Consider the following 20684-nt stretch of genomic DNA (forward strand, 5'->3'; position numbering starts at 1 on the left):
TAACCAGTCATCAATACAACTCAGGGCGCAGGGCCTTCCTTCTTCCAGTAGGTCGCCCCGTTCACGGTGCGGTTGTTGTCCAGGCGGGCATCGAAAATATAGGCCGCAGCCCCGCCCTCCTCGTTACTGAGGAAACCCTGCAGGTTCATGAAGCCGTGCGCGAACGAGCGGTCGCCGAACAGGCCGCCCTGCGCGCCGATCGCGCCTTCCGAGCGCAGCTTGAACAGTTCCGAACCGCCGCGCAGGTCGAGCGAGGTGGTAAAGCGGCGCGAGTCGAAATTCACGTCCAGCTTGCCGTTCTCGAGCGTACCTTTGCTTACCTGCTGGGCAGATCCGGTGCCGGTAAAGATAAATGCCTCGCTGTCGTTGAGCGCAAACTTGATGCTGCCCCGCTCCGGCACGACATACTCCTTGCCCGGCTCGCGGAACAGCGCGTAGTTGCCGTTGGTCGCGACCAGCTCGGACTTTTCCTTCTGCGCGACCAGGTCGAACTTGGGTGCCTGCTCCATCAGGGGACGCCAGCGCCCCCACACCAGCTTGCGCTCCGGCACAACGACTTCCGGCGGCGCCGGCTCGGCTGGCGGGGCCGGGTCAACCGGTACCGGATCGGCCGGCACAGGCTGCGGCTGCTCGACCGGCGGCGCCGGCTCAGGTTGTGGCTGCGGCTGCGGCTGCGGCTGCGGTTGCGGTTGCGCCGGGGGCGGGATCAGGGAACCGCTCTTTTTCGGATCCAGGTTCGGCTCGTTCGGTGGCGCGACCGATGCCGGCGCGGTCTTCAGGGCCTCTTCTACGGCCGGCGGCGCAATCTGGTCCGGGGCGACGCCGCCCGGCAGCAGTTGCGGCGCCTGCTGGCCGCGGCGCACTTGCAGCAACACACCGCGCTGGGCGGCGGACAGTTCGCGGCTGGCGCTGCCTTCGCAGGGGCCGATGCCCTCCGGACGGCAGGCCTCGGCAAAGCCGCTCATCACGATGCCGCCGGAAATGACGGCGACGCGCGAGACATTGTTATCGGTGAACACCGTAAAGTCGGTGCCGCGCACGCCGATCGCAGCGACGGGCGTGTTGAAGCGGAAGTTCTGGCGCGCCATCTTCACCGCTTCACCGGAACGGCTGCGCGCCATCCCGCTCAGCAGCTCGAGCTTGATGCGGGTGTTGGCCGGGTTCTTGTGGTCGATCTTGTAGGTAGCGATGCGCGCCTGGGTGTTCGGGCGCAGGATGAACAGGCCGTTGTCGATGGTCTTGACGTAGATAAAGCCATCCTTGCCGGTGGTGAGCAGCTCGCCCTCCTGCACCGGGGCGCCCTCGACAGCGGCGCGGTCCACGATCTGCGCCTTGCCAGCAACAAAGATGATCTTGCCCGCCTGGCCAGCATGGGCCAGGGTGGCAGCGCAGGCAAGGCCCGCAATGGCAATGAGTTGACGCAGCATGGTGTTCCCCTTTTTCACGCGATTATCCGTGCCAGCCAGCATGCCTGGCTGTGACAGCAGTCACATTTTACCGGACAAAATGTTTACGACTGTCATGCGTCTGTCCTGCTATTGTCAGGCTGTCCACTGGTTTACAACACTGTGCTTCTATTGGTATCCCCGATATACTGAGCGATTCATCCAATAGCGTGCAGCGTTTCCGGCCCCGCGTGCAGAATAAGAACCACCAATCCGCGCCGCGTGCCAAGGCACGCCTACAGCCCGGCCTGATCCGGGCTGGCATCGCCTGCGCGGCCGTCCTGCTGACCTTGTGGTCGCAAGTTGCGTTTCCGCCACAGCTGTCGTTTCCTGGCAACGAATGGCTGCGCGACGCCTTCGTGCGCATGCAGGCGACCGACGCGCCGGACGCGCGCGTGCTGGTCGTCGATATCGACGAGGCCAGCATGGCCGCTGACGGTCCGTGGCCGTGGCCGCGCGAGCGCATCGCCGACCTGGTCGAGACGCTGCTTACCCATTACAACGCGCGCGGCGTGGCGCTCGACATCGTCCTGCCGGACCCGCCCACGCAGGGCGACGTGCAGGGCGACCAGCGCCTGGGACTGCTCTCGCGGCACGGTCCGGTGGTGCTGGCCCAGGCGTTCGACTACGACCCGGCAGGCGTGCGGCCGCAGCAGATCCGGGAAGGCACGCCGGGCGGCGCGGTGCAAGGCTATGCCGGCGGCGTCACCGCCACCGGTTACATCGCCAACCATGCCGGCCTGGCCGATGGCGCCAAGATCGGCAACATCGGCTTCATCCCGGACGCCGACGGCGCCCTGCGCCGCGTCCCGCTGGTAACGCAGTACGAAGGCAGGAGCTACCCCGCGCTCGCCCTGGCCCTGGTCAACTGCTGCGCCGGCGCGGGCCCGATGGCGCTGCCGGACACGGGACTCACCCGGGTCGACTACCGGCGCGACTGGACCGCGTACACGGTCGTTTCCGCCACCGACATCTTGCGCCAGCAGATCGACCCGGCCAGCGCCAGCGGGCGCCTGGTGCTGGTCGGCTCGTCCTCGCTGGGGCTGGGCGACCGCGTCACCACGCCGTTCGCGGCCAGCCGCCCCGGCCTCGGGGTGCAGGCCACCATGCTGTCCACCCTGCTCGACCTCCAGGCCGGACTGGCGCCGGCGCCGTGGCCGGGGCGCGCCATCGCGGTCCTGTTCGCCGGCGGCACCGCCCTGCTCGCATTCTTCGCGTTCCCGCGCCTGTCCGCCGTGGCGAGCGTGGCCCTGCTGGGCGCCAGCTCGCTGGCGTGGCTGGCGGCCGCCTACGCGATCGCCCCGCACGACCCGGACATGGCCGTGAGCGGGCCGCTGGCAAGCAACCTGTTCCTGCTGGCCTTTGCGGTGCCCTACCAGTGGCAGCAGGCCCAGCGCCGCTCGCGCAACCTGCTCGACACCCTGCGCCAGTATGTCGCCCCGGCCGTCGTCGAGGAGCTGCTGCGCAGCGACCTGGAAGATCCCCTGCTGCCGCGCCAGCTCGACGTGACCACCCTGATCGCCGACATGGAAGGCTATACCGCCCAGGTGGAATCGCTGCCGGTCGAGGAAGCGGCGCGCCTGACCCGCGATTTCCTCGACTGCCTGACCGGGCCGGTCATCGCGCGCAACGGCACGCTGGACAAGTACACCGGCGACGGCCTGGTCGCCTTCTGGGGCGCGCCACTGCCGCTGGAACACCACGCCGACCTGGCGCTGGACGCGTCGCGCGAGATCACCGGGCGCGTGCGCCAGCTGAGCGATCAGCGCGTGGCGCAGGGCGGCATGCCGCTGCGCGTGCGTATCGGGATCGAAAGCGGTCCGGCGATGGCGGGCGATTTCGGCACCAGCTTCCGCAGCATCTACACGGCGGTGGGCGACAGCGTGAATACCGCATCGCGGCTGGAGCAGGCCGCGCGCGACTTCCCGCACGACGTGATCGTGGGCGCGGGAACGGTGCAGCGGGCGCAGCGGCACCGTTTCGTGCACCTGGGCGAGAAGCGCCTGCGGGGCAAGGAGAAGGCGACACTGCTGTACACCCTGGCCGATGGCGTAGGGGCGGCGCAAGCACCCGCTCCCGGGGCTTCGGTGGCCGAAGGGACGACCGCATGATCCTTCGGAAAAAAGCCGGGGACCGTCCCGTGTGGACCGTCCCCATGCTGGTCATGCTCCTTGCGCTGGGAACGGGTACCGCCTCCGCGCAGGTGGTGGCGCCGTCGCAGGACCGGCGCACGCAGGACCTGTATGAGACGGCGCTGCGCTCGCTGGCGGAAGGACGCAAGAACGACGCGTCCGACCAGCTCGCACGCGTGATCGAGGACGAGCCGCTGCACGCGGGCGCCTGGGTGGACCTCGCGCTGATCCAGTGCGGCCTCGGGCGCGAGGAGGAGGCGGAGCGCCTGTTCGCCGAGGTCGAGACCCGCTTCAACCCGTCGCAGGAAATGCTGGAACTGATCGCCCAGGCGCGCGAAACCGGCTGCCGGCAATGGAAGCCGATGCGCACCACTTCCGTTTCGGTCGGGCGCGGCGTGGACAGCAACGTCAACCAGGGCGCGGCCGACCGCGAGCTGCCGCTGGACACCGAGTTCTTCCCGCAGCGCGACGATTTCACGATGGCGTCGGTGGAGCACATGCGCGAGTTGACGCCCAACGGCACGGTCGGCTTCGCGCAGCTGCAGGCCCGCCACAACGACTCGCTGTCGCAATACGACAGCAGCTCGCTGTTCGTGGGACTGGAGACGCCGTACCGCCTGAACGGGTGGACCATGCGCGCCAGCGGCCTGCTGGGCGTGGTCGGCCTGGGCGGCAGGATGTACCAGCGCCATGCGCAGGCCCAGGTGCGGCTGGCGCCGCCGTTGCCGCTGCCCGCCAGTTTGCAGCTGAGCCTGACGGGCGGCCTGACCCATGTCCAGTACGTGACCCTGACCAACTTCGACTCCACTACGGCCGAACTGCGCAGCCAGCTCACCTACCGCGGCGACGGCCTGTTCGCCAGCGTCAATGCCGGCTACCAGTTCGACTACGCGCATGCCAGCCGGCCGGGCGGCGACCGCAGCGGCTGGCTGGGAGGAGTCCTGGTGCGCAAGGCGCTGGGGCGCCGCGTGACCGGCGAAGCGGCGTACACGCGCCAGGGCTGGCAGGGCGCGGAGACCTACCTGCCCCGCGTGTTCGAGACCGTGCGCGACCAGTCCACGCAGGTGTTGCGCGCCAGTCTCATCTACGGCCTGTCGAAGAACTGGGCGTTGCGTTTCGATGCGCGCGCGGTGCGGAACAGCGAAAACATCGCCGTGTTTAAGTACAATAACCGGCTTTTACAGCTGAGCCTGCAATGGCAGGGACCCTGAGTAGCGGTCGCGGCGGTGTTAAAGTAGAAACGGAACCGATGTGATTGCCTGGGAATGGATGGCGTTTGCCGGCGCGGCAACGAGCTTGTGCGTCGGCTGCCTGGTGCCGAACCGCTGGCTGCCGCCGCTGCCGAACGACAAGCTGATGCACTTCCTCGGCTTTGCGCTGCTCACCGCGCTGGCCATGCGCATCGCGCAGGGCGCGGCCGAGGCGGCCCTGTGGATGCTGGGATTGCTGGCGGCCGGCTGGCTGATCGAATGCCTGCAGGCGCTGGTGCCCGACCGCAGCTTCTGCTGGCGCGACCTGGGCGCGAACGCGGCCGGCATCGGCTTCGTCGGCCTTATTTCGACTATTTTGTGATTGCCTATCGATGAGTAGCAAGGAAGAGACCAGTCTGGACAGCGCGCCGAAAAACGGCGCGGCGGCGGGCGCGCCGGAAGAACAGCGCCTGATCCAGGTCCACCTGCGCAAGATTCCGCTGCTCGCCGAGCTCGACGACGCAGAAATCAGCAAGGTCAAGGGCGAGCTGCGCATTCGCCAGTACCACAAGCGCGACGTCGTGCTGCACAAGGGCGGCAGCGGCGACGGCCTGCTGTTCCTGCTGGTGGGCCAGCTGCAGGTGATCGACGTGACAGAGGACGGGCGCGCGATCGGCCTGCGCATGCTGCACCCGGGCGACTTCTTCGGCGAAATCGCGCTGATCAACAATTCCACGCGCTCGGCCTCGGTGGTGGCGATGACGGAAGTGCTGGTGGCCTTCCTGCCGGCGGCCACGGCCATGCACCTGTTCTCGCACTCGCCATCGATCGCCAACTACATGCTGCGCCACCTGGCCCAGAAGATCCAGCGCGACTCCGAGTTCCGCGCGCTGCTCAGCATTAATAATGCCGCGCGCCGCATCTACACCTATCTTGCCCTGATGCAACAGAAGCAGCCGACTCCGCAGCCCGGCGCGCCGATCGTGCTGGAGAACCTGCCGACGCACCAGGACATTGCCAACATGATCAACACCAGCCGCGAAACGGTCACGCGTGCGCTGCTGACGCTGGCGCAGAACGGGATCGTGCAAAAGGACGCGCACCGCCTGATCATCAAAAACCCGGAAGCGCTCAAAAAGCTGGTCCAGGGCTCCTGACCCGGAAAGCGGCACCCCGAAATGGGGACAGACCCCATTTTTCGCGAAAAATGGGGTCTGTCCCCATTTCGGGGTCTGGCCGCATTTTCGGGGGCTCTCGTCATATACGGTTACAACTGTGGCAAGATTGCAATTGCCATTCTTGTATAATCTTGCACTCTTAGAATGAAGAGGCCCTTGACGATGTTCCATCCGCAACTGCGTCCGGCGGCGCCGAAAGGCGACGCGTGATTTCGCCGCCGCTCGCCCTGCGCGGCTTGTGGATGTATCGCGGCTTTATTTTCGGAAGCGTCAAGCGCGAATTCCAGGCCAAGTACGCCAACGCCATCCTCGGCACCGCATGGTCGCTGCTTCAGCCGCTCGCGATGATCATCGTCTACACGGTGATTTTCACCGAGGTCATGCGCAGCAAGCTGCCGGGCGCCGATTCCACCCTCGCCTACAGCATCTACCTGTGCAGCGGCATCCTGACCTGGGGCCTGTTCGCCGAAATCGTCGGGCGCGCGCAGAACATGTTCTTCGAGAACGCCAACCTGATCAAGAAAATCAGCTTCCCGCGCCTGTGCCTGCCCATGATCGTGGTGCTGTCGGCGCTGCTCAACTTCGCCATCATCTGGGGCCTGTTCACGGCCTTCCTGGTCGCGGCCGGCCTGTTCCCCGGCGCGGTGTATCTCGCCATCGTGCCGGTGCTGCTGATCCAGGTGATGTTCGCGATCGGCCTGGGCATCGTGGTCGGCGTGCTCAATGTCTTCTTCCGCGACGTCGGGCAGTTCATGACGATCGCGATGCAGTTCTGGTTCTGGCTCACGCCGATCGTGTACCCGGTGTCGATCCTGCCGCCGGCCGCACGCAGCATCGTCGACTGGAACCCGATGGCCGCCATCGTCGGCGCCTACCAGGGCATCCTGGTCAAAGGCCAGGCGCCCGATTTCGATGCCCTGATGCCGGCGCTGGTGATCGCGCTCGGCCTGTGCGCGCTCGGCTTCGGCCTGTTCCGCAAGCGCTCCGGCGAAATGGTGGACGAACTCTGATGGGCGCGATCGACGTCGTCAACCTCGGCAAGGCCTACAAGAACTACCCGACGCGCTGGTCGCGGGCGGGCGAGTGGCTGTGGCCATGGGGCGGTGCGCGCCATGAACTGAAGTGGGTGCTGCAGGACATCAGCTTCCACGTCTCGCCGGGCGAGGCGGTGGGCCTGATCGGCATCAACGGCGCCGGCAAGAGCACCCTGCTCAAGCTCATTACCGGCACCACCCAGCCGACCACCGGCGCAGTGGCGATGCAGGGCAGCGTGGCCGCGCTGCTGGAGCTGGGCATGGGCTTCCATCCGGATTTCACCGGGCGCCAGAACGCGCTGATGGCAGGCCAGCTGCTCGGCATGAGCGCCGCCGAGGTGATGGAGCTGATGCCGCAGATCGAGGAATTCGCCGGCATCGGCGACTACATGGACAAGCCGGTGCGGGTGTATTCGAGCGGAATGCAGATGCGCGTCGCGTTCTCGGTCGCCACCGCGCGCCGTCCGGACATCCTGATCGTCGACGAGGCGCTGTCGGTCGGCGACGCCTACTTCCAGCACAAGAGCTTCGACCGCATCCGCCAGTTCCGCCACCTGGGCACGACGCTGCTGCTGGTCTCGCACGACAAGCAGGCGATCCAGTCGGTGTGCGACCGCGCCCTGCTGCTGGACGGCGGCCGCCTGGCGCGCCAGGGCAAGCCGGAAGAGATCATGGATTACTACAACGCGCTGATCGCCGAGCGCGAGAACGCCACCGTGCGCCAGACCGGGCACAAGGAAGGCAAGGTGCAGACCGTCTCGGGCACCGGGGAAGCGACCGTGGCGCATATCGCGCTACTGGACGCGGACGGCCAGCCGGTCGAGGTGGTGGACGTGGGCGCCCCCGTGACGCTCGAGATCACGGTGCAGGCCAGGGCCGATATCCCGCGCATGGTGCTGGGCTACATGATCAAGGACCGGCTCGGCCAGCCGATGTACGGCACCAATACCCACCTCAAGGAACTGCCGCTCGAGCATGTGCGCGCCGGCGAAAAGATCGTGTACCGCTTCGCGTTCCCGATGAACCTTGGGCCGGGCACGTATTCGGTGGCCACCGCCATCGTCAGCACCGAGACCCACCTCGTCAACAACTACGAGTGGCGCGACCTTGCCCTCGTGTTCACCGTCATGAACATGCGCCGCCCGCACTTCGAAGGCAGCGCGTGGCTCGACCCTGCGATCGGCATTGAACGCCCATGACCTTCATCTCCTACGCCCAGAACTTCGAGGACGTGCTGCTGTGGCGCGCACTCGGCCATATCAAGAACGGCTTCTATATCGACGTCGGCGCCAATGACCCGGAAGAGCATTCGGTCACGCGCGCGTTCTACGACGCCGGCTGGCACGGCATCAACGTCGAGCCCCTGCCCTCGTACGCGGAGGCGTTCCGCGAGCAGCGCCCGCGCGACATCAACCTGTCGGTGGCGGCCGGCGGCAGCGAGGGCAGCGTCACGCTGTACGACGTCGCCTCGATCCCCGGCTGGGCTTCGCCCGAGGCCGCGGTGGCGGAGATGCACCGCAAGGAAGGGCATGAGGTGCGCGAACTGACGGTGCCGATGCGCACGCTGTCGGCCATCTGCGCCGAACACGTGCGCGGCGACATCCACTTCCTGAAAGTGGATGTGGAAGGCTACGAGGCCGAGGTCCTGCGCGGCATGGATTTCTCCCGGTTCCGCCCCTGGATCGTGGTGGTCGAGGCGACCACGCCGAACAGCCGCGCCAGCGCGCACGAGGGCTGGGATGCGCTGGTGACCGGCCAGCGATATTCGTTCGCGTGGTTCGATGGGCTGAACCGCTACTACGTGGCCGACGAGCATCCCGAACTGAAAGCGGCGCTGGCGGTGCAGCCGAATGTGTTCGACGCTTTCATCACGCATCACCTGGACAAGGCCTGGCGCGACGCCAGGAAGGCCCATAAGTCGAATGCCGCGCTGGAAGCGCGCGTGGCGAAGGAATCCGAGCAGCGCTGGCACGCCGAGCAGCGCGCCGACCGCGAGCAGGCGATCGCGCACGAGGCGCTGGCGCTGTCGCGCGAGCAGCTGGGCCGGTTGAATGAACTGCTGGAGGCGCAGCAGGCCCAGACGCGCGAGCTGGTCGCGCGCGACAGCGCCGCCCAGGCGGAACTGGCCGCGCTGAAGGTCGACAAAGCACGCCTGACCGATACGCTGGCCGCCCAGGCGCAGCAACATGCGGCGCTGGCCGCGTACGCCGAGCAGGTCCGCAACGAGCTGCAAAAGAAGCTCGACGAAGCGCACTGGCACGGCCACCAGGCCCAGCTCTGGGCGCGCGACCTGGAGCAGCGACTGGTGGCGACGCATGCCAGCACATCGTGGCGTATCACCGAGCCGCTGCGCCGGGCCGGCGCGCTGGTGCGACGCGTGCGTGGCGGCTCGGCGCGGGCCCTGCTGGGCCGCGCCGTCCGCAAGTTCACTGCCAGCGAACGCATGCGCCGCCTGCTGATTCCGGTGATGCTGCGCTTCCCGGGCCTCGGCAGGCGGGTCACCAGCATGCTGGCCACCATCAAGCAGGCCACGCCGGCACCGTCCACCGCCGCCGCGCTGGCGCCCGATATCCCCGAGATGCCGGCCGAGATCAAGGCGCTGCCACAGTCTGCGCGCCGCGTGGCCGAGGACCTGCAGCGCGCGCTGCACCCCAACCGCGGGAACTGACAGAACATTATGCGTATCGTTATCGACTTTGAATCGTGTACCTGCGGCCTGGATCCGCAGGCACTCGGGCTGGCCCTGGAACTGGCACGCACGGCCGGCAGCGGCGAGGTCCTGGTTGCCGTCTCCAGCGACGCGGGGGACCTGATTCCGGCTTTGCGGCACGGGCTGGGCGGCGCGCTGCCGCGCGAAAGCGTGCGGGTGTACAGCCTGCCTGCCGAGCGCGACGCCGGCACCGGCCTGCGCGCACTGCTGCGCGAGCATTTCCTGGCAGCGCTGGCGCCCGATTGCGTTCTGCTGCCGCGCGCCGGCGGTGCCGCGCCGTCCGCGCTACTGCCGAACGTGGTGGCGGCAGCGCCTGCCGACACCAGCGCGGTGGAACTGTGGAAGCACCTGCGCGAACTGCCGCCGGTTGCGCCGCCCGCGCCGGGCCGCCCGCGCCTGGCTTATGTGTCGCCGCTGCCACCGGAACACTCCGGCATCGCCGACTACAGCGCGGAGCTGGTGCCGGAGCTGGCGCGCTATTACGATGTCGAGCTGGTCATCGACCAGGATGCCGTGAGCGACCTGCGCCTGGCGCACTTCCCGCAACACCGCATCGACTGGTTCGAAGACAATGCGGATAGCTTCGACCGGGTGGTCTACCACTTCGGCAATTCGCACTTCCACAAGCACATGTTCGCGCTGCTGCGGCGCCATCCGGGCATCGTGGTGCTGCACGATTTCTTCCTGTCCGGGGTGCTGGACAACCTGGAACGCGAGGGCTACCTGCCCGGCTGCTTCCTCGAGGGCCTGTACGAGTCGCACGGCTACACCGCCATCCTCGAACACCGGCGCGACGGGCGCGTCCCGGCGATCTGGAAGTACCCGCTCAACAAGGGAGTCCTGGACAATGCGGACGGCGTGATCGTGCATTCGCCATTCTCGGTGCTGCTTGGGACCGAATGGTACGGCGCGGACGCGGTGCGCGACTGGCGCGTGGTGCCGCTCCTGCGCGGCAAGAGCGCGACCCACCAGCACGCCGACGCGCGCCGGGTCGCGCGCGAGCGCCTCGGCTTCAAGCCTGACGACTTCGTGGTGTGCAGCTTCGGCATGCTCGGCATCACCAAACTGAACGAAGAACTGCTGGACGCGTTCCTGGCCTCGCCGCTGGGGCGCGACCCGCACTGCCGGCTGGTTTTCGTGGGACAGAACGCGTCCAACAACTATGGCATCACGCTCGAGTACAAGATCGGCCGCAGCAGCGCTTCGAAGCGGATCCGGATTACCGGTTTCGTCGACCCTGCCACCTATGCCGATTACCTCGCCGCCAGCGATTGCGCGGTCCAGCTGCGCAGCAAGACGCGCGGCGAAACCTCGGCGTCGGTGCTCGACTGCCTGCTGTTCGGCATTCCCACGATCGTCAACGCGCACGGCTCCACCGCCTCGCTCGATCCGCGCACGCTGGTGATGCTGCCGGACCAGTTCGAGACGGGCGAACTGGCCGACGCCCTGGCGCGCGTGCGCGCCGAGCCTGAGCTGCGCGCGCAGCTGTCAGCGCGCGCCACCGAACTTATGCAGGAGCACCATGCGCCCGCGCACGTGGGCGCCCTGTACCGCGACGCCATCGAGACGTTTGCCGGGCACGGCCGCTTCAGCCGCTACCGGCGCCTGCTGCGCGATGTGGCGCGAAGCGCCGATACCGGTTCGGCCAGCCTGCCGGCGCTGGCAGCGGCGATCGCCCTGAACCAGCCGGCGACCGGACCGCGCCAGTTGCTGGTCGATGTATCGGCGCTGGTGGAGTCCGACCTGCGCACCGGCATCCAGCGCGTGGTGCGCAGCGTGGTGCAGGAACTGATCTCGAACCCGCCACCGGGCTACCGCGTCGAGCCAGTGTTCTCCTACGGCGGCAACCGCAGCTACCAGTATGCGCGCCGCTACACGCTGGGCGCGCTGGATGAGCACGAGCTGCTCCTCGAAGACGCTCCGGTGGAGCTGCGCGCGGGCGACATCTTCCTCGGCCTCGACCTGTTCACGAACGGCACCGCCCAGAACCACCAGCTGCTGCAATCGATGCGCAACCTCGGCGTCGAAGTGGTGTTCGTCGTCTACGACCTGCTGCCGGTGCTGCGCCCTGACGTGTTCCCGTTCGGGACCGAGCACCACTTCACGGAATTCCTGAATACCGCCACCACCGTCTCGGACGGGATCGTTTGCATCTCGCGCGCGGTTGCGGACGAACTATGCGGCTGGATCGCGACGCACCGCCCGCCGCGCCCGACGCCGCTGCAGGTGGGCTGGTTCCACCTCGGCGCTGACATCGACGCCAGCGCGCCGAGCGCCGGCCTGCCGCCCAACGCGGCGCACGTATTCACGGAAGTGGCCGCGCGCCCGAGCTTCCTGATGGTCGGCACGGTGGAGCCGCGCAAGGGTCATGCCCAGGCGCTGGCCGCGTTCGAGCGCCTGTGGGCGCAGGGCGTGGACGTCAACCTGGTCATCGTCGGCAAACAGGGCTGGATGGTCGACAAGCTGTGCGATCAGCTGGCCAGCCACCCGGAAAAGGACAAGCGCCTGTTCTGGCTGGCCGGCGTCTCGGACGAGATGCTGCTCAAGCTGTACGCCGCGTCCGCCGCGCTGCTGGCGCCATCGGAGGGCGAAGGCTTCGGCCTGCCGCTGATCGAAGCGGCGCAGCACAACATCCCGATCATCGCGCGTCGCCTGCCCGTGTTCCAGGAAGTCGCGGGCGAGCACGCCTACTATTTCGACGGCCTCGAGCCGCACCACCTTTCCGACGCGGTCGCCGCCTGGCTGGAGCTGTACCGCGCGGGCTCGGCGCCGGCATCGGCCGGCATGCGCTGGCTGACCTGGAGCGACAGCACGCGCCAGCTGCTGGACGCGGTGGTGCGCAAACAATGGTACCGCCTGGCAGAAGGAAAACAAGCATGAATGCATTCGACATCGCCGTCGTCATCCCCAGCTACAAGGTGACCCGCCACATCCTCGGCGTGATCGCGAAGATGGGTCCGGAAGTGGCGCGCATCTATGTGGTCGACGACAAGTGCCCTGACCACTCCGGCGCCTACGTGCGCGAGCACTGCACCGACCCGCGCGTGGTAGTGCTGGAGCACGCCGAGAACCAGGGCGTGGGCGGCGCCGTCATGACCGGCTACGCCGCAGCGATTGCGGACGGCATGAAAGTCATCGTCAAGGTGGACGGCGACGGCCAGATGAACCCGTCCCTGATCCCCGCGTTCGCCGCACCGATCCTGAACGGCGAGGCGGACTACACCAAGGGCAACCGCTTTTACGACCTGGAGCAGATCGGCTCGATGCCGCCGATGCGCCTGTTCGGCAATGCGGTGCTGTCGCTGATGACCAAGCTCTCGTCGGGCTACTGGAACCTGTTCGATCCGACCAACGGCTACACGGCGATCCATGCGGAAGTGGCCAAGCGGCTGCCGTTCAACAAGATCAGCCGGCGCTACTTCTTCGAGACCGACATCCTGTTCCGCCTGAACACGCTCAACGCGGCCGTGTGCGACGTGCCGATGGACGCCGTGTATGCGGACGAGGAAAGCAACCTGAAAATCTCCAAGATCGTCACCGAGTTCCTGGCCAAGCACACCCGTAACTTCCTCAAGCGGCTGTTCTACAACTACTACCTGCGCAATATGTCGGTGGCCTCGATCGAACTTCCGCTGGGCCTTGCGTTGATCCTGTTCGGCTCCATCTACGGCACCACCAGCTGGCTGGCGGCGCGCGAGGCAGGCATCTCGACCCCGGCCGGCACCGTCATGCTGTCCGCGCTGCCCGTGCTGATGGGCGCGCAGCTGGTGCTCGCCTTCCTCGCCTACGACATCGCCTCGGTGCCGCGCCAGCCCCTGCACAAGCGCCTGCGCGCACTGGCCCCGGATGCGTGAGTTCCTGCTCGGGCACCGGCGCCAGTTCGCGCTGTTCGTCGCCGGCGGCCTGCTGTCGGCGGTGGCCGACATCGGCGCCATGCAGCTCCTGATCGCGCGCGGCATCCATTACAGCCTCGCCACCAGCGCAGGGTTTGCGCTGGGCCTGTTGGTGAATTACGCCTTCCATGCGAAACTGACGTTCGCCGGCGCGAGCGGCAACACCCGCACCTTCCTGCGCTACCTGTGCGTGGTGGGCTTGAACTATGCGGTGACGATGGCGAGCGTGGCGCTGTCGGTCGAACTGGCGGGCCAAGCCTTGCCCGGCAAGATCGTCGCGCTGCCGTTGGTCGCGCTTAACGGATTCATACTCAGCAAATACTGGATCTTCAGGTAATGGACTTTCGCCCCATCCGCATCGATGCGGCCGCGATCGCGCAGTACTGCGGCCTGTTCCAGGCGTGCTTTCCGGGCACGAGGGTCTTCACGCCCGAATACGTGAGCTGGCTGTACGCCGCCAACCCGGACGGGCCGGCAGTCGGCTTCGACGCCTGGGAAGGCGATACGCTGGCCGCGCATTACGTGTGCGTTCCTGCGCTGGTCGAGATCGATGGCGTCCCGGTGCGCGTGCTGCTGTCGCTGAACACCGCAACCCACCCCGACTTCCAGGGCAAGGGCCTGTTTACCCGGCTGGCACAGATGACCTACGACGCCGCCGCCGCCGAGGGCTTCGGCGGCGTGTACGGCGTGGCCAATGCCAACAGCACGCCCGGCTTCCTGCGCAAGCTCGGATTCACGCTGGTGCGGCCGCTGGAGGCGCGCATCGGCATCGGCGGCCTGTGGACGCGCGAGCGCGAGATCGAACCGTCGTTCCGCCGCACGTGGAGCGACGCGAGCCTGGCGTGGCGCTGCGCCAACCCGAACAACCGCGTGCGCGCGCAAGCGGCCGCAGACGGGCTGCGCATGTTCGCGCGCAGCGTGCATGCGGCACTGCCCGCGTACGCCGAGCTGCGCACGGGCGGCCTGCCTGTCCCGCACGGCATGGAGGCCGGCGCCGTTTCGCCAGTGCGCCTGTACCTGGGGCTGCAGCCGGACGAGCGCGCGCGCTACTGGAACTATGTCAGCATCCCGCAGCGCCTGCGCCCTTCCCCGCTCAACTTGATCTTCCGCTCGCTCGGCCCGCGCACGCTGGCGCTGGACCCGAAGCGCATCGAGTTTTCCTTCCTCGACTTCGATGCATACTGAACCGGCAGCACTGTTCCTGTTCGCGCACCAGGATGACGAATTCGGCGTATTCCACCGCATCGAGGAATGCGTGCGGCAGGGCCTGCGCGTGCATTGCGCGTACTTTACCGACGGCGCCACTGCGGCCGCCAGCGCGCAGCAGCGCAACGCCGAATCGCTGGCCGTGCTGCGCCAGCTCGGCGTGCGCGCCGGGGACGTGCGCTTCGCCGGCCAGGAACTGGGCATTGCCGACGCGCGCCTGCCCGAGCACCTGGTCGCCGCGCATGCGTGGCTGCATGGCTGGCTGGACCAGTTTTCGCACATCGACAGCCTGCACGTCACGGCGTGGGAAGGCGGACACCATGACCACGACGCCCTGCATGCGCTGGCGGTGACCGTGGCGGAAGAACGCGGCCTGCTGCCGAAACTGCAGCAGTTCGCGCTGTACAACGCGCACGGCTGCCTCCACCCGTTCTTCAACGCGCTGAGCGCGCTGCCCGCGAACGGTCCGGTGCAGGCGCACCGCATCCCGCTGCGCGCGCGCCTGCGCTACCTGCGCCTGTGCGCCTCCTACCCCTCGCAGAAGACCACCTGGATCGGGCTGCTGCCCTTCGTCGCGCTGCGCTACCTGGTCCGCGGCACGCAGGACCTGCAACCCGTCTCCACGCATCGCCTCCACGAACAGCCGCATGCCGGCTCCCTGTATTACGAGCGCCGTGCCTTCTACACCTGGGCGCAGATGCAGGCGCGGCTGGCTGAACTCACCTCAAACAAGAACAATCCGAAAGCAAACCATGACTGAGCTACAGAACGACTTGCGCATCGCGCGGCGCGCGCCAGCTTTCCACTTCCCGTCCTGGAGCGGCGCGCTGGCGCGGCCGCGCGCCGCCACGCTGGTGCTGGCAGCGCTGATGGCCGTGGTGGCCGGCTGGCTGCTGTGCCGGAACCTCGGCCTGAACCCGGCCATCTTCGCCGACGAGTGGTACTACAGCAAAATGGCCCGCCTGCAGCCGCTGGCAGACGCGATCGTGCCGTCCTACCTGTACCTGTGGGTATATGGGGCGAGCGAGGCGTGCGGACGCGGCTTCCTCGACTGCGTGCGCGTGGCGAACGTGCTGTTCTACGTCGGCGCCGCGCCATTCATCTACCTTACCGCGCGGCGCTACGCCGGGCGCGCCAGCTCTATCATGGTGGCGCTGCTCGCCGCGATGGCGCCGGCGAATATCTATACCGCCTACTTCATGCCGGAGGCGCCGTACTACTTCGGCTTCGCGGTCCTGAGCTGGATGGCGCTGACGCGCGACCGCTGGCACTGGGCCGTACGCGCGCTCGCGGGCGGCGCCGTGCTGGGGCTGATGAGCCTCGTCAAGGTCCATGCCCTGTTCATCCTGCCGTCCTTCTGCCTGTACGTGGCATATGTGGCCTGGGGTGCTGCGCCGCAGGGCCGCCGCATCGCCGCGGCACTGGCCGCGGCAGTCCTGGCCGCCGGTTCCACAGTCGCGCTCAAGTTCGGACTCGGCTACCTGCTGGCGGGCGACGCGGGCCTGAGCCTGTTCGGCCCGTTCTACTCCGTGACCGCCAACTCGAGCGTCAGCCAGTCGCCGCTGCGGCTGCTGCCGCCAGGCTTCATCAACGCGCGCGGGCACCTGATGGGCATCGCCCTGCTCGCCGCGTTGCCGCTTGCGATCCTCGCGCACAACCTGGTCAGCCGCGCGGTGCGCGAACAGGCGGGCAAGGCGCGCACCGAACTGCACCTGTACACCCTCTTGATGCTGGGCGCCGGCGCCGGCATGACGATCGCGTTCACCGCCTCCATCGCCGGCTACGGTCCGCATGAAGTCCTGCGCGTGCACCTGCGCTACTACAACTTCGTCTTCCCGCTGCTGACCATGATCGCCGCGGCCGGCGTGGGCGCCTCGGTGGCTAACCTGCGCACCCGTTTCGCCTGGCCGATCGTCGTGCTGGTGTCGGCCGTGCTCCTGATCGCCGTTGTCAAACTGCCGACCTACCAGATCAATCCGGTCGACAGCCCGGAGCTGATGGCGATCCCGCTCGACACCTGGCTGGGACGCCTGGTGGTGGGCATCGACATCCTGGTGCTGGTGCTGTGGGGGCTGCGCAGCAAACTGGCCGCGCCGCTGTTCCTGTTCATCGCGCTGCCGCTGATGGCCGCCGCGGGCACCAGGCTCACCACCGTCTACCTGTCGCACCTCGAGCAGCCGGGCCGCCCGCACGACCGCGCAGGCAGGTTCGCGCACGACTACGTGCCGGCGGCCGAGCGCAAATACATCACCGTGGTCACCAACGACATCCAGCAGCTGATGCGGACCCAGTTCCACATCGACGACAAGGACACGGGCATGCTCGACCTCGCGCCGGGCACGCCGATCCAGCCCTACCAGATACCGGTGCGGCACAAGTGGCTGCTGGTGATCGGCAACCACCCGCTGCCGCCCGACATGGGGCTCAAGCCGGAGGTCGTGACGCCTGAATACCAGCTGGTGCGCATCAGCAGCAACTACCAGCCGATCGGCTCGTCCACGATGTCCGAACCGTTCGGGACTGGCATCGTCGAGCGGGCGGAAGGCCTGTCGCATGCCGAGCCATGGGGGCGCTGGTCGGACTCCAAGCAGGTCGTGCTCCACTTCAAGCAGCCGCTGCCGAAATACCTGAACGTGGTCCTGAAGGCGCAAGCGTATGCGGACAACACCACCCTGCCCTTCGTCATGCAGGTAGGCGACCAGTCCAGCGAATTCCGGCTTGCCGGGCCGCCGCAGGAAGTGCGCCTGCCGTTCGTGACCGACGGGACCCAGCGTTCGCTGACGATCACCGTCCCGCGGCCGATCGCCCCGAGTTCGATCGGACCGCCGGGCGACAACCGCACGCTGGGCATCGGCCTGATCGACGTCGCCATCGGCACCTACCAGCCCGACGCTCCCGCCAAATAGCCTTGCCTAACCGCAAACACTAGGGTGCCTGACCCCGGTATCAGTATCACAAACTGCTACCGGGGTCAGGCACCAGGGGTGGGACATGAAAAAAGGACGAAGCCAGTATCGCTTAGCGATACTAGTTTCGTCCTTTTTGGCAATGCGGAAGTAGCGGGAAACGCTACCGGGGTCAGGCACCCTAGTGTCGGGCACCCTAGTGTTGGGGCCTGGCTAGGGGCGGCGCTTATTGCTTGGGGAGGCCGCCGAGCAGGGCGGCGATCTTTTGCTTGGGCTTGCCGACGCGCGCTGGCGCCGCTTCGCGCGGGGCGGCGGCGACGCTCGGTTCGTATGGCTTGAGGAACCACGGGTCGACCTTGTCGCGGCGAGGGCTGGAGCCGGACGGACGCGTGCTGCGTTCGTCGCTGCGCGCGCGGCGCTCGGGGGCCGGACGCTCGCTGCTCCCATAGCGCTCGCTGCTGCCATAGCGCTCGCTGCGCTCGGGGGCGCGCGATCGCGAAGGACGCACGAAGCCGGGCAGTTCGCCGCGGGTGATGGTCTGCTTGATCAGTTTTTCGATGTCGGCCAGCAGGCGTTCGTCCTTTTCCGTGTACACGGACAGGGCGTCGCCGGAGGCGCCGGCACGGCCGGTACGGCCAATGCGGTGGACGTAGTCCTCGGCGTTGTACGGCAGGTCGAAGTTGATGACGCACGGGAGGTCGGAGATGTCGAGGCCGCGCGCGGCCACGTCGGTCGCGACCAGCACTTCGATGTCGCCCTTCTTGAAGGCGTCCAGCGCAGCCATGCGTTCCTGCTGGGTCTTGTCGCCGTGGATGGCGGAGGCCTTGATGCCGCTCTGCTCGAGGTGGCGCGACAGGCGCGAGGCGCCGATCTTGGTGTTCGAAAAGACGATCACCTGTTTCAGGTCGCGCGAGCGGATCAGGTGTTCGACGACGTCGCGCTTGGCTTCTTCTTCCACTTTGTAGACGACCTGGGTCACTTTGTCGGCGGTGGCGTTGCTGCGCGCGACTTCGATGGTGACCGGGTTGTCGAGGAAGGTGTTGGCCAGCTTTTTGATCTCGGGCGAGAAGGTGGCCGAGAACATGAGGTTCTGGCGCTTCTTCGGCAGCAGGTTGATGATGCGCTGCAGGTCCGGCAGGAAGCCCATGTCGAGCATGCGGTCGGCTTCGTCCATCACGAGCATCTGCACCTGGCCCAGGTTGACGTTCTTCTGTTCGACGTGGTCGAGCAGGCGTCCCGGGGTGGCGATGACGATTTCCACGCCGTTGCGCAGGATCGCGGTCTGCGGCTTCATGTCCATGCCGCCGAAGACGACGGTGGAACGCAGCGGGGTGTAGCGCGAGTAGGCGGCGACGTTTTCTGCCACCTGCACGGCCAGTTCGCGCGTGGGCACGAGCACCAGCGCGCGCACCGGATGGCGCGCGGGCGACATGCTCGGGTTGGCGTGCGCCAGCAGCATCTGGATGATCGGAAGCGAGAAGCCGGCGGTCTTGCCGGTGCCGGTCTGGGCGGCGCCCATGACGTCGCGGCCCCGCAGTACGACGGGAATCGCTTCGGCCTGGATCGGGGTCGGGTGTTCGTAGCCCTGGTCGGCCAGCGCACGCTGGATTTCGGCGGACAGGCCGAAGTCGGAGAAGCGGATGCCCTGGACTGGCTCTGGAACGGCAATCGGTGTTTCTGACATAGTTTTCGGTGGCCCGGCGCGGAGAGCGCACTGCAGGCCGCATGCTTTCTTAATCTGGGTAGCCCTAGAGGATACCTCAAATCCTGTCAACCGTGCAGGAAGCGCCAGCGCAACAATGCGATTGCCCGGCGAAATGGCGCGATAAGTGGTTTACACTTGCTTGTTTCCTATCAGAAAAACAATACGATGAGAATTCCTGTTCCGCGCACGCTCGCCAGCGCGATCGATTCGCACGATAACGGTTTCAACGCCGTGCGCCTGGTGTGCGCGCTGATGGTGGTGGCCTACCACGCCTGGCAGATGAATCCCGTGTTCTCGCGCACCGATCCGCTCACCCGCCTGATGGCGCCGGCGATGGACACGGGCACGCTGGCGGTCGGTGTGTTCTTCATCATCAGCGGGCTGTTCGTAACCCAGAGCTGGATGCGCGATCCGCAGCCGCTGCGCTTTGCCGCACGCCGCATCGCCCGCATCGTGCCGGGGCTGTTCGTGTGCCTGCTGGTGACGACCGTGCTGGCGGTGGTGTTCTTCTCCGATACCGGCGCGGCCGGCCTGGCCTCGGGCGCGCCGTGGCGCTATATCTTCGGCAGCTCGGTGCTGCACCTCCTGCAGTACAACATCCCGCCGGAGGAGCTGCGCATCGCCGGGGTGCTGGGCGGGATCGACCTGAACGGTCCTCTGTGGACGCTGTACTGGGAGGGCCGGATGTACGTGATGGTGGCGCTGATCGGCCTGGCGGCGGTGCTGCCGATGCGCGTGTGGATGCGCAATGCCGCGATCTTCCTGCTGCTGGCGGCGCACCTGTTCCCGTCGGTGCTGTCGGGCTATGTGTGGGAAGTGCGCATGTGGTCCCTGTTCCTGTTCGGGATGCTGCTGCAGACGGTGGCGGCGCACGCGCGCATCGGCCCCGTCCACGTGTTGTGCGCGCTGGCGCTGCTGCTGCTGAACTGGACGCGCAACGCCTCGCTGACCGACAGCCCGCTCACTTTCTTCGGCGTGATGCTGGTGGCGGGCGCCGCGGCGCTGTGGATCGGCAGCGCACGCACGCGCGCCCTGCAGCACTTCCGCACCCACGATTACTCGTTCGGCATCTATATCTGGCACTGGCCGGTGCTGCTGATGCTGCGCGCGGTCCTGCCTCCGCTGGACGCGCTGCCGCTGTTTGCGGTGAGCCTCGCGGTCATCGTGCCGGTGGCGATGCTGAGCTGGCACTTCGTCGAGGCGCCGGCCATCCGCACCGTGCGGCGCCTGATGCGGGAGCGGGCCAACGACAGGGCCGCGGCGCCGTCGAATTAATAACGACAGC

16 protein-coding genes are annotated in these 20684 nt (G+C 67.3%); 14 read left to right on the forward strand and 2 right to left on the reverse strand.

Annotated elements, in window-relative coordinates:
- Window positions 1-20 precede the first annotated feature (20 nt).
- A complete protein-coding gene (locus ACFSQR_RS09110) occupies window positions 21-1427 on the reverse strand; it encodes a FecR domain-containing protein (RefSeq protein ID WP_377729416.1) in 1407 nt (468 codons plus the stop codon).
- 209 nt (window positions 1428-1636) lie between these two features.
- Here ACFSQR_RS09110 and ACFSQR_RS09115 point away from each other — a divergent pair, with 209 nt between their 5' ends.
- The 13 genes from ACFSQR_RS09115 (at window position 1637) to ACFSQR_RS09175 (ending at window position 17694) form a co-directional block, all read left to right on the forward strand.
- Window positions 1637-3556 carry a CHASE2 domain-containing protein gene (locus ACFSQR_RS09115; protein WP_377729418.1) on the forward strand — a complete coding sequence of 640 codons (1920 nt, stop codon included), beginning with the start codon at window positions 1637-1639 and terminating at the stop codon, window positions 3554-3556.
- Window positions 3553-4788, forward strand: a complete 1236-nt coding sequence (locus ACFSQR_RS09120; RefSeq protein WP_377729419.1) for a tetratricopeptide repeat protein — start codon at window positions 3553-3555, stop codon at window positions 4786-4788. Before ACFSQR_RS09115 ends, ACFSQR_RS09120 begins: the two co-directional genes overlap by 4 nt.
- A 40-nt stretch (window positions 4789-4828) precedes the next feature.
- Window positions 4829-5149 (forward strand): hypothetical protein, encoded by a 321-nt coding sequence (locus tag ACFSQR_RS09125; RefSeq protein WP_377729420.1) that lies wholly within the window; start codon window positions 4829-4831, stop codon window positions 5147-5149.
- Window positions 5150-5159: 10 nt separating this feature from the next.
- Entirely contained in the window at window positions 5160-5924 is a 765-nt protein-coding gene (locus ACFSQR_RS09130; RefSeq protein WP_377729421.1) for a Crp/Fnr family transcriptional regulator, read from the forward strand.
- Between the two features lie 263 nt (window positions 5925-6187).
- Window positions 6188-6955, forward strand: a complete 768-nt coding sequence (locus ACFSQR_RS09135) for an ABC transporter permease (RefSeq protein WP_377729954.1) — start codon at window positions 6188-6190, stop codon at window positions 6953-6955.
- The gene (locus tag ACFSQR_RS09140) at window positions 6955-8178 is read left to right on the forward strand and encodes an ABC transporter ATP-binding protein (RefSeq protein WP_377729423.1); all 1224 of its coding nucleotides are present in this window, start codon (window positions 6955-6957) and stop codon (window positions 8176-8178) included. Before ACFSQR_RS09135 ends, ACFSQR_RS09140 begins: the two co-directional genes overlap by 1 nt.
- Window positions 8175-9647, forward strand: coding sequence for an FkbM family methyltransferase (locus ACFSQR_RS09145; protein WP_377729424.1), 1473 nt, complete (start codon window positions 8175-8177; stop codon window positions 9645-9647). The genes ACFSQR_RS09140 and ACFSQR_RS09145 overlap by 4 nt, the downstream gene beginning before the upstream one ends.
- 9 nt (window positions 9648-9656) lie before the next feature.
- Window positions 9657-12569, forward strand: coding sequence for a glycosyltransferase (locus ACFSQR_RS09150; protein WP_377729425.1), 2913 nt, complete (start codon window positions 9657-9659; stop codon window positions 12567-12569).
- Complete coding sequence (locus ACFSQR_RS09155; RefSeq protein ID WP_377729426.1) at window positions 12566-13543, forward strand: glycosyltransferase family 2 protein; 978 nt, start codon at window positions 12566-12568, stop codon at window positions 13541-13543. The genes ACFSQR_RS09150 and ACFSQR_RS09155 overlap by 4 nt, the downstream gene beginning before the upstream one ends.
- Entirely contained in the window at window positions 13536-13919 is a 384-nt protein-coding gene (locus tag ACFSQR_RS09160; RefSeq protein WP_377729427.1) for a GtrA family protein, read from the forward strand. Before ACFSQR_RS09155 ends, ACFSQR_RS09160 begins: the two co-directional genes overlap by 8 nt.
- On the forward strand, window positions 13919-14767 hold the full coding sequence (locus tag ACFSQR_RS09165) for a GNAT family N-acetyltransferase (protein WP_377729428.1): 849 nt from the start codon (window positions 13919-13921) through the stop codon (window positions 14765-14767). Before ACFSQR_RS09160 ends, ACFSQR_RS09165 begins: the two co-directional genes overlap by 1 nt.
- A complete protein-coding gene (locus ACFSQR_RS09170; protein WP_377729429.1) occupies window positions 14757-15548 on the forward strand; it encodes a PIG-L deacetylase family protein in 792 nt (263 codons plus the stop codon). Before ACFSQR_RS09165 ends, ACFSQR_RS09170 begins: the two co-directional genes overlap by 11 nt.
- Complete coding sequence (locus ACFSQR_RS09175; RefSeq protein WP_377729430.1) at window positions 15541-17694, forward strand: DUF7024 domain-containing protein; 2154 nt, start codon at window positions 15541-15543, stop codon at window positions 17692-17694. Before ACFSQR_RS09170 ends, ACFSQR_RS09175 begins: the two co-directional genes overlap by 8 nt.
- A 226-nt stretch (window positions 17695-17920) precedes the next feature.
- Here ACFSQR_RS09175 and ACFSQR_RS09180 read toward each other — a convergent pair whose 3' ends face one another.
- The gene (locus ACFSQR_RS09180) at window positions 17921-19378 is read right to left on the reverse strand and encodes a DEAD/DEAH box helicase (protein WP_377729431.1); all 1458 of its coding nucleotides are present in this window, start codon (window positions 19376-19378) and stop codon (window positions 17921-17923) included.
- A gap of 186 nt (window positions 19379-19564) precedes the next feature.
- On the opposite strand from ACFSQR_RS09180, the gene ACFSQR_RS09185 reads away from it, so the two are divergent.
- Window positions 19565-20674: an acyltransferase family protein gene (locus ACFSQR_RS09185; RefSeq protein WP_377729432.1), complete on the forward strand. Its 1110-nt coding sequence runs from the start codon at window positions 19565-19567 to the stop codon at window positions 20672-20674.
- Window positions 20675-20684: the final 10 nt, after the last annotated feature.

This window comes from Pseudoduganella sp. GCM10020061 (assembly GCF_042683405.1).
Lineage (GTDB): Bacteria > Pseudomonadota > Gammaproteobacteria > Burkholderiales > Burkholderiaceae_D > Telluria.

Coding starts and splice junctions, on each gene's coding strand:
- ACFSQR_RS09110 (WP_377729416.1), bottom strand. CDS start 1,427: ATGCTGCGTCAACTCATTGCCATTGCGGGCCTTGCCTGCGCTGCCACC.
- ACFSQR_RS09120 (WP_377729419.1), top strand. CDS start 3,553: ATGATCCTTCGGAAAAAAGCCGGGGACCGTCCCGTGTGGACCGTCCCC.
- ACFSQR_RS09130 (WP_377729421.1), top strand. CDS start 5,160: ATGAGTAGCAAGGAAGAGACCAGTCTGGACAGCGCGCCGAAAAACGGC.
- ACFSQR_RS09135 (WP_377729954.1), top strand. CDS start 6,188: ATGTATCGCGGCTTTATTTTCGGAAGCGTCAAGCGCGAATTCCAGGCC.
- ACFSQR_RS09140 (WP_377729423.1), top strand. CDS start 6,955: ATGGGCGCGATCGACGTCGTCAACCTCGGCAAGGCCTACAAGAACTAC.
- ACFSQR_RS09145 (WP_377729424.1), top strand. CDS start 8,175: ATGACCTTCATCTCCTACGCCCAGAACTTCGAGGACGTGCTGCTGTGG.
- ACFSQR_RS09150 (WP_377729425.1), top strand. CDS start 9,657: ATGCGTATCGTTATCGACTTTGAATCGTGTACCTGCGGCCTGGATCCG.
- ACFSQR_RS09155 (WP_377729426.1), top strand. CDS start 12,566: ATGAATGCATTCGACATCGCCGTCGTCATCCCCAGCTACAAGGTGACC.
- ACFSQR_RS09160 (WP_377729427.1), top strand. CDS start 13,536: ATGCGTGAGTTCCTGCTCGGGCACCGGCGCCAGTTCGCGCTGTTCGTC.
- ACFSQR_RS09165 (WP_377729428.1), top strand. CDS start 13,919: ATGGACTTTCGCCCCATCCGCATCGATGCGGCCGCGATCGCGCAGTAC.
- ACFSQR_RS09170 (WP_377729429.1), top strand. CDS start 14,757: ATGCATACTGAACCGGCAGCACTGTTCCTGTTCGCGCACCAGGATGAC.
- ACFSQR_RS09175 (WP_377729430.1), top strand. CDS start 15,541: ATGACTGAGCTACAGAACGACTTGCGCATCGCGCGGCGCGCGCCAGCT.
- ACFSQR_RS09180 (WP_377729431.1), bottom strand. CDS start 19,378: ATGTCAGAAACACCGATTGCCGTTCCAGAGCCAGTCCAGGGCATCCGC.
- ACFSQR_RS09185 (WP_377729432.1), top strand. CDS start 19,565: ATGAGAATTCCTGTTCCGCGCACGCTCGCCAGCGCGATCGATTCGCAC.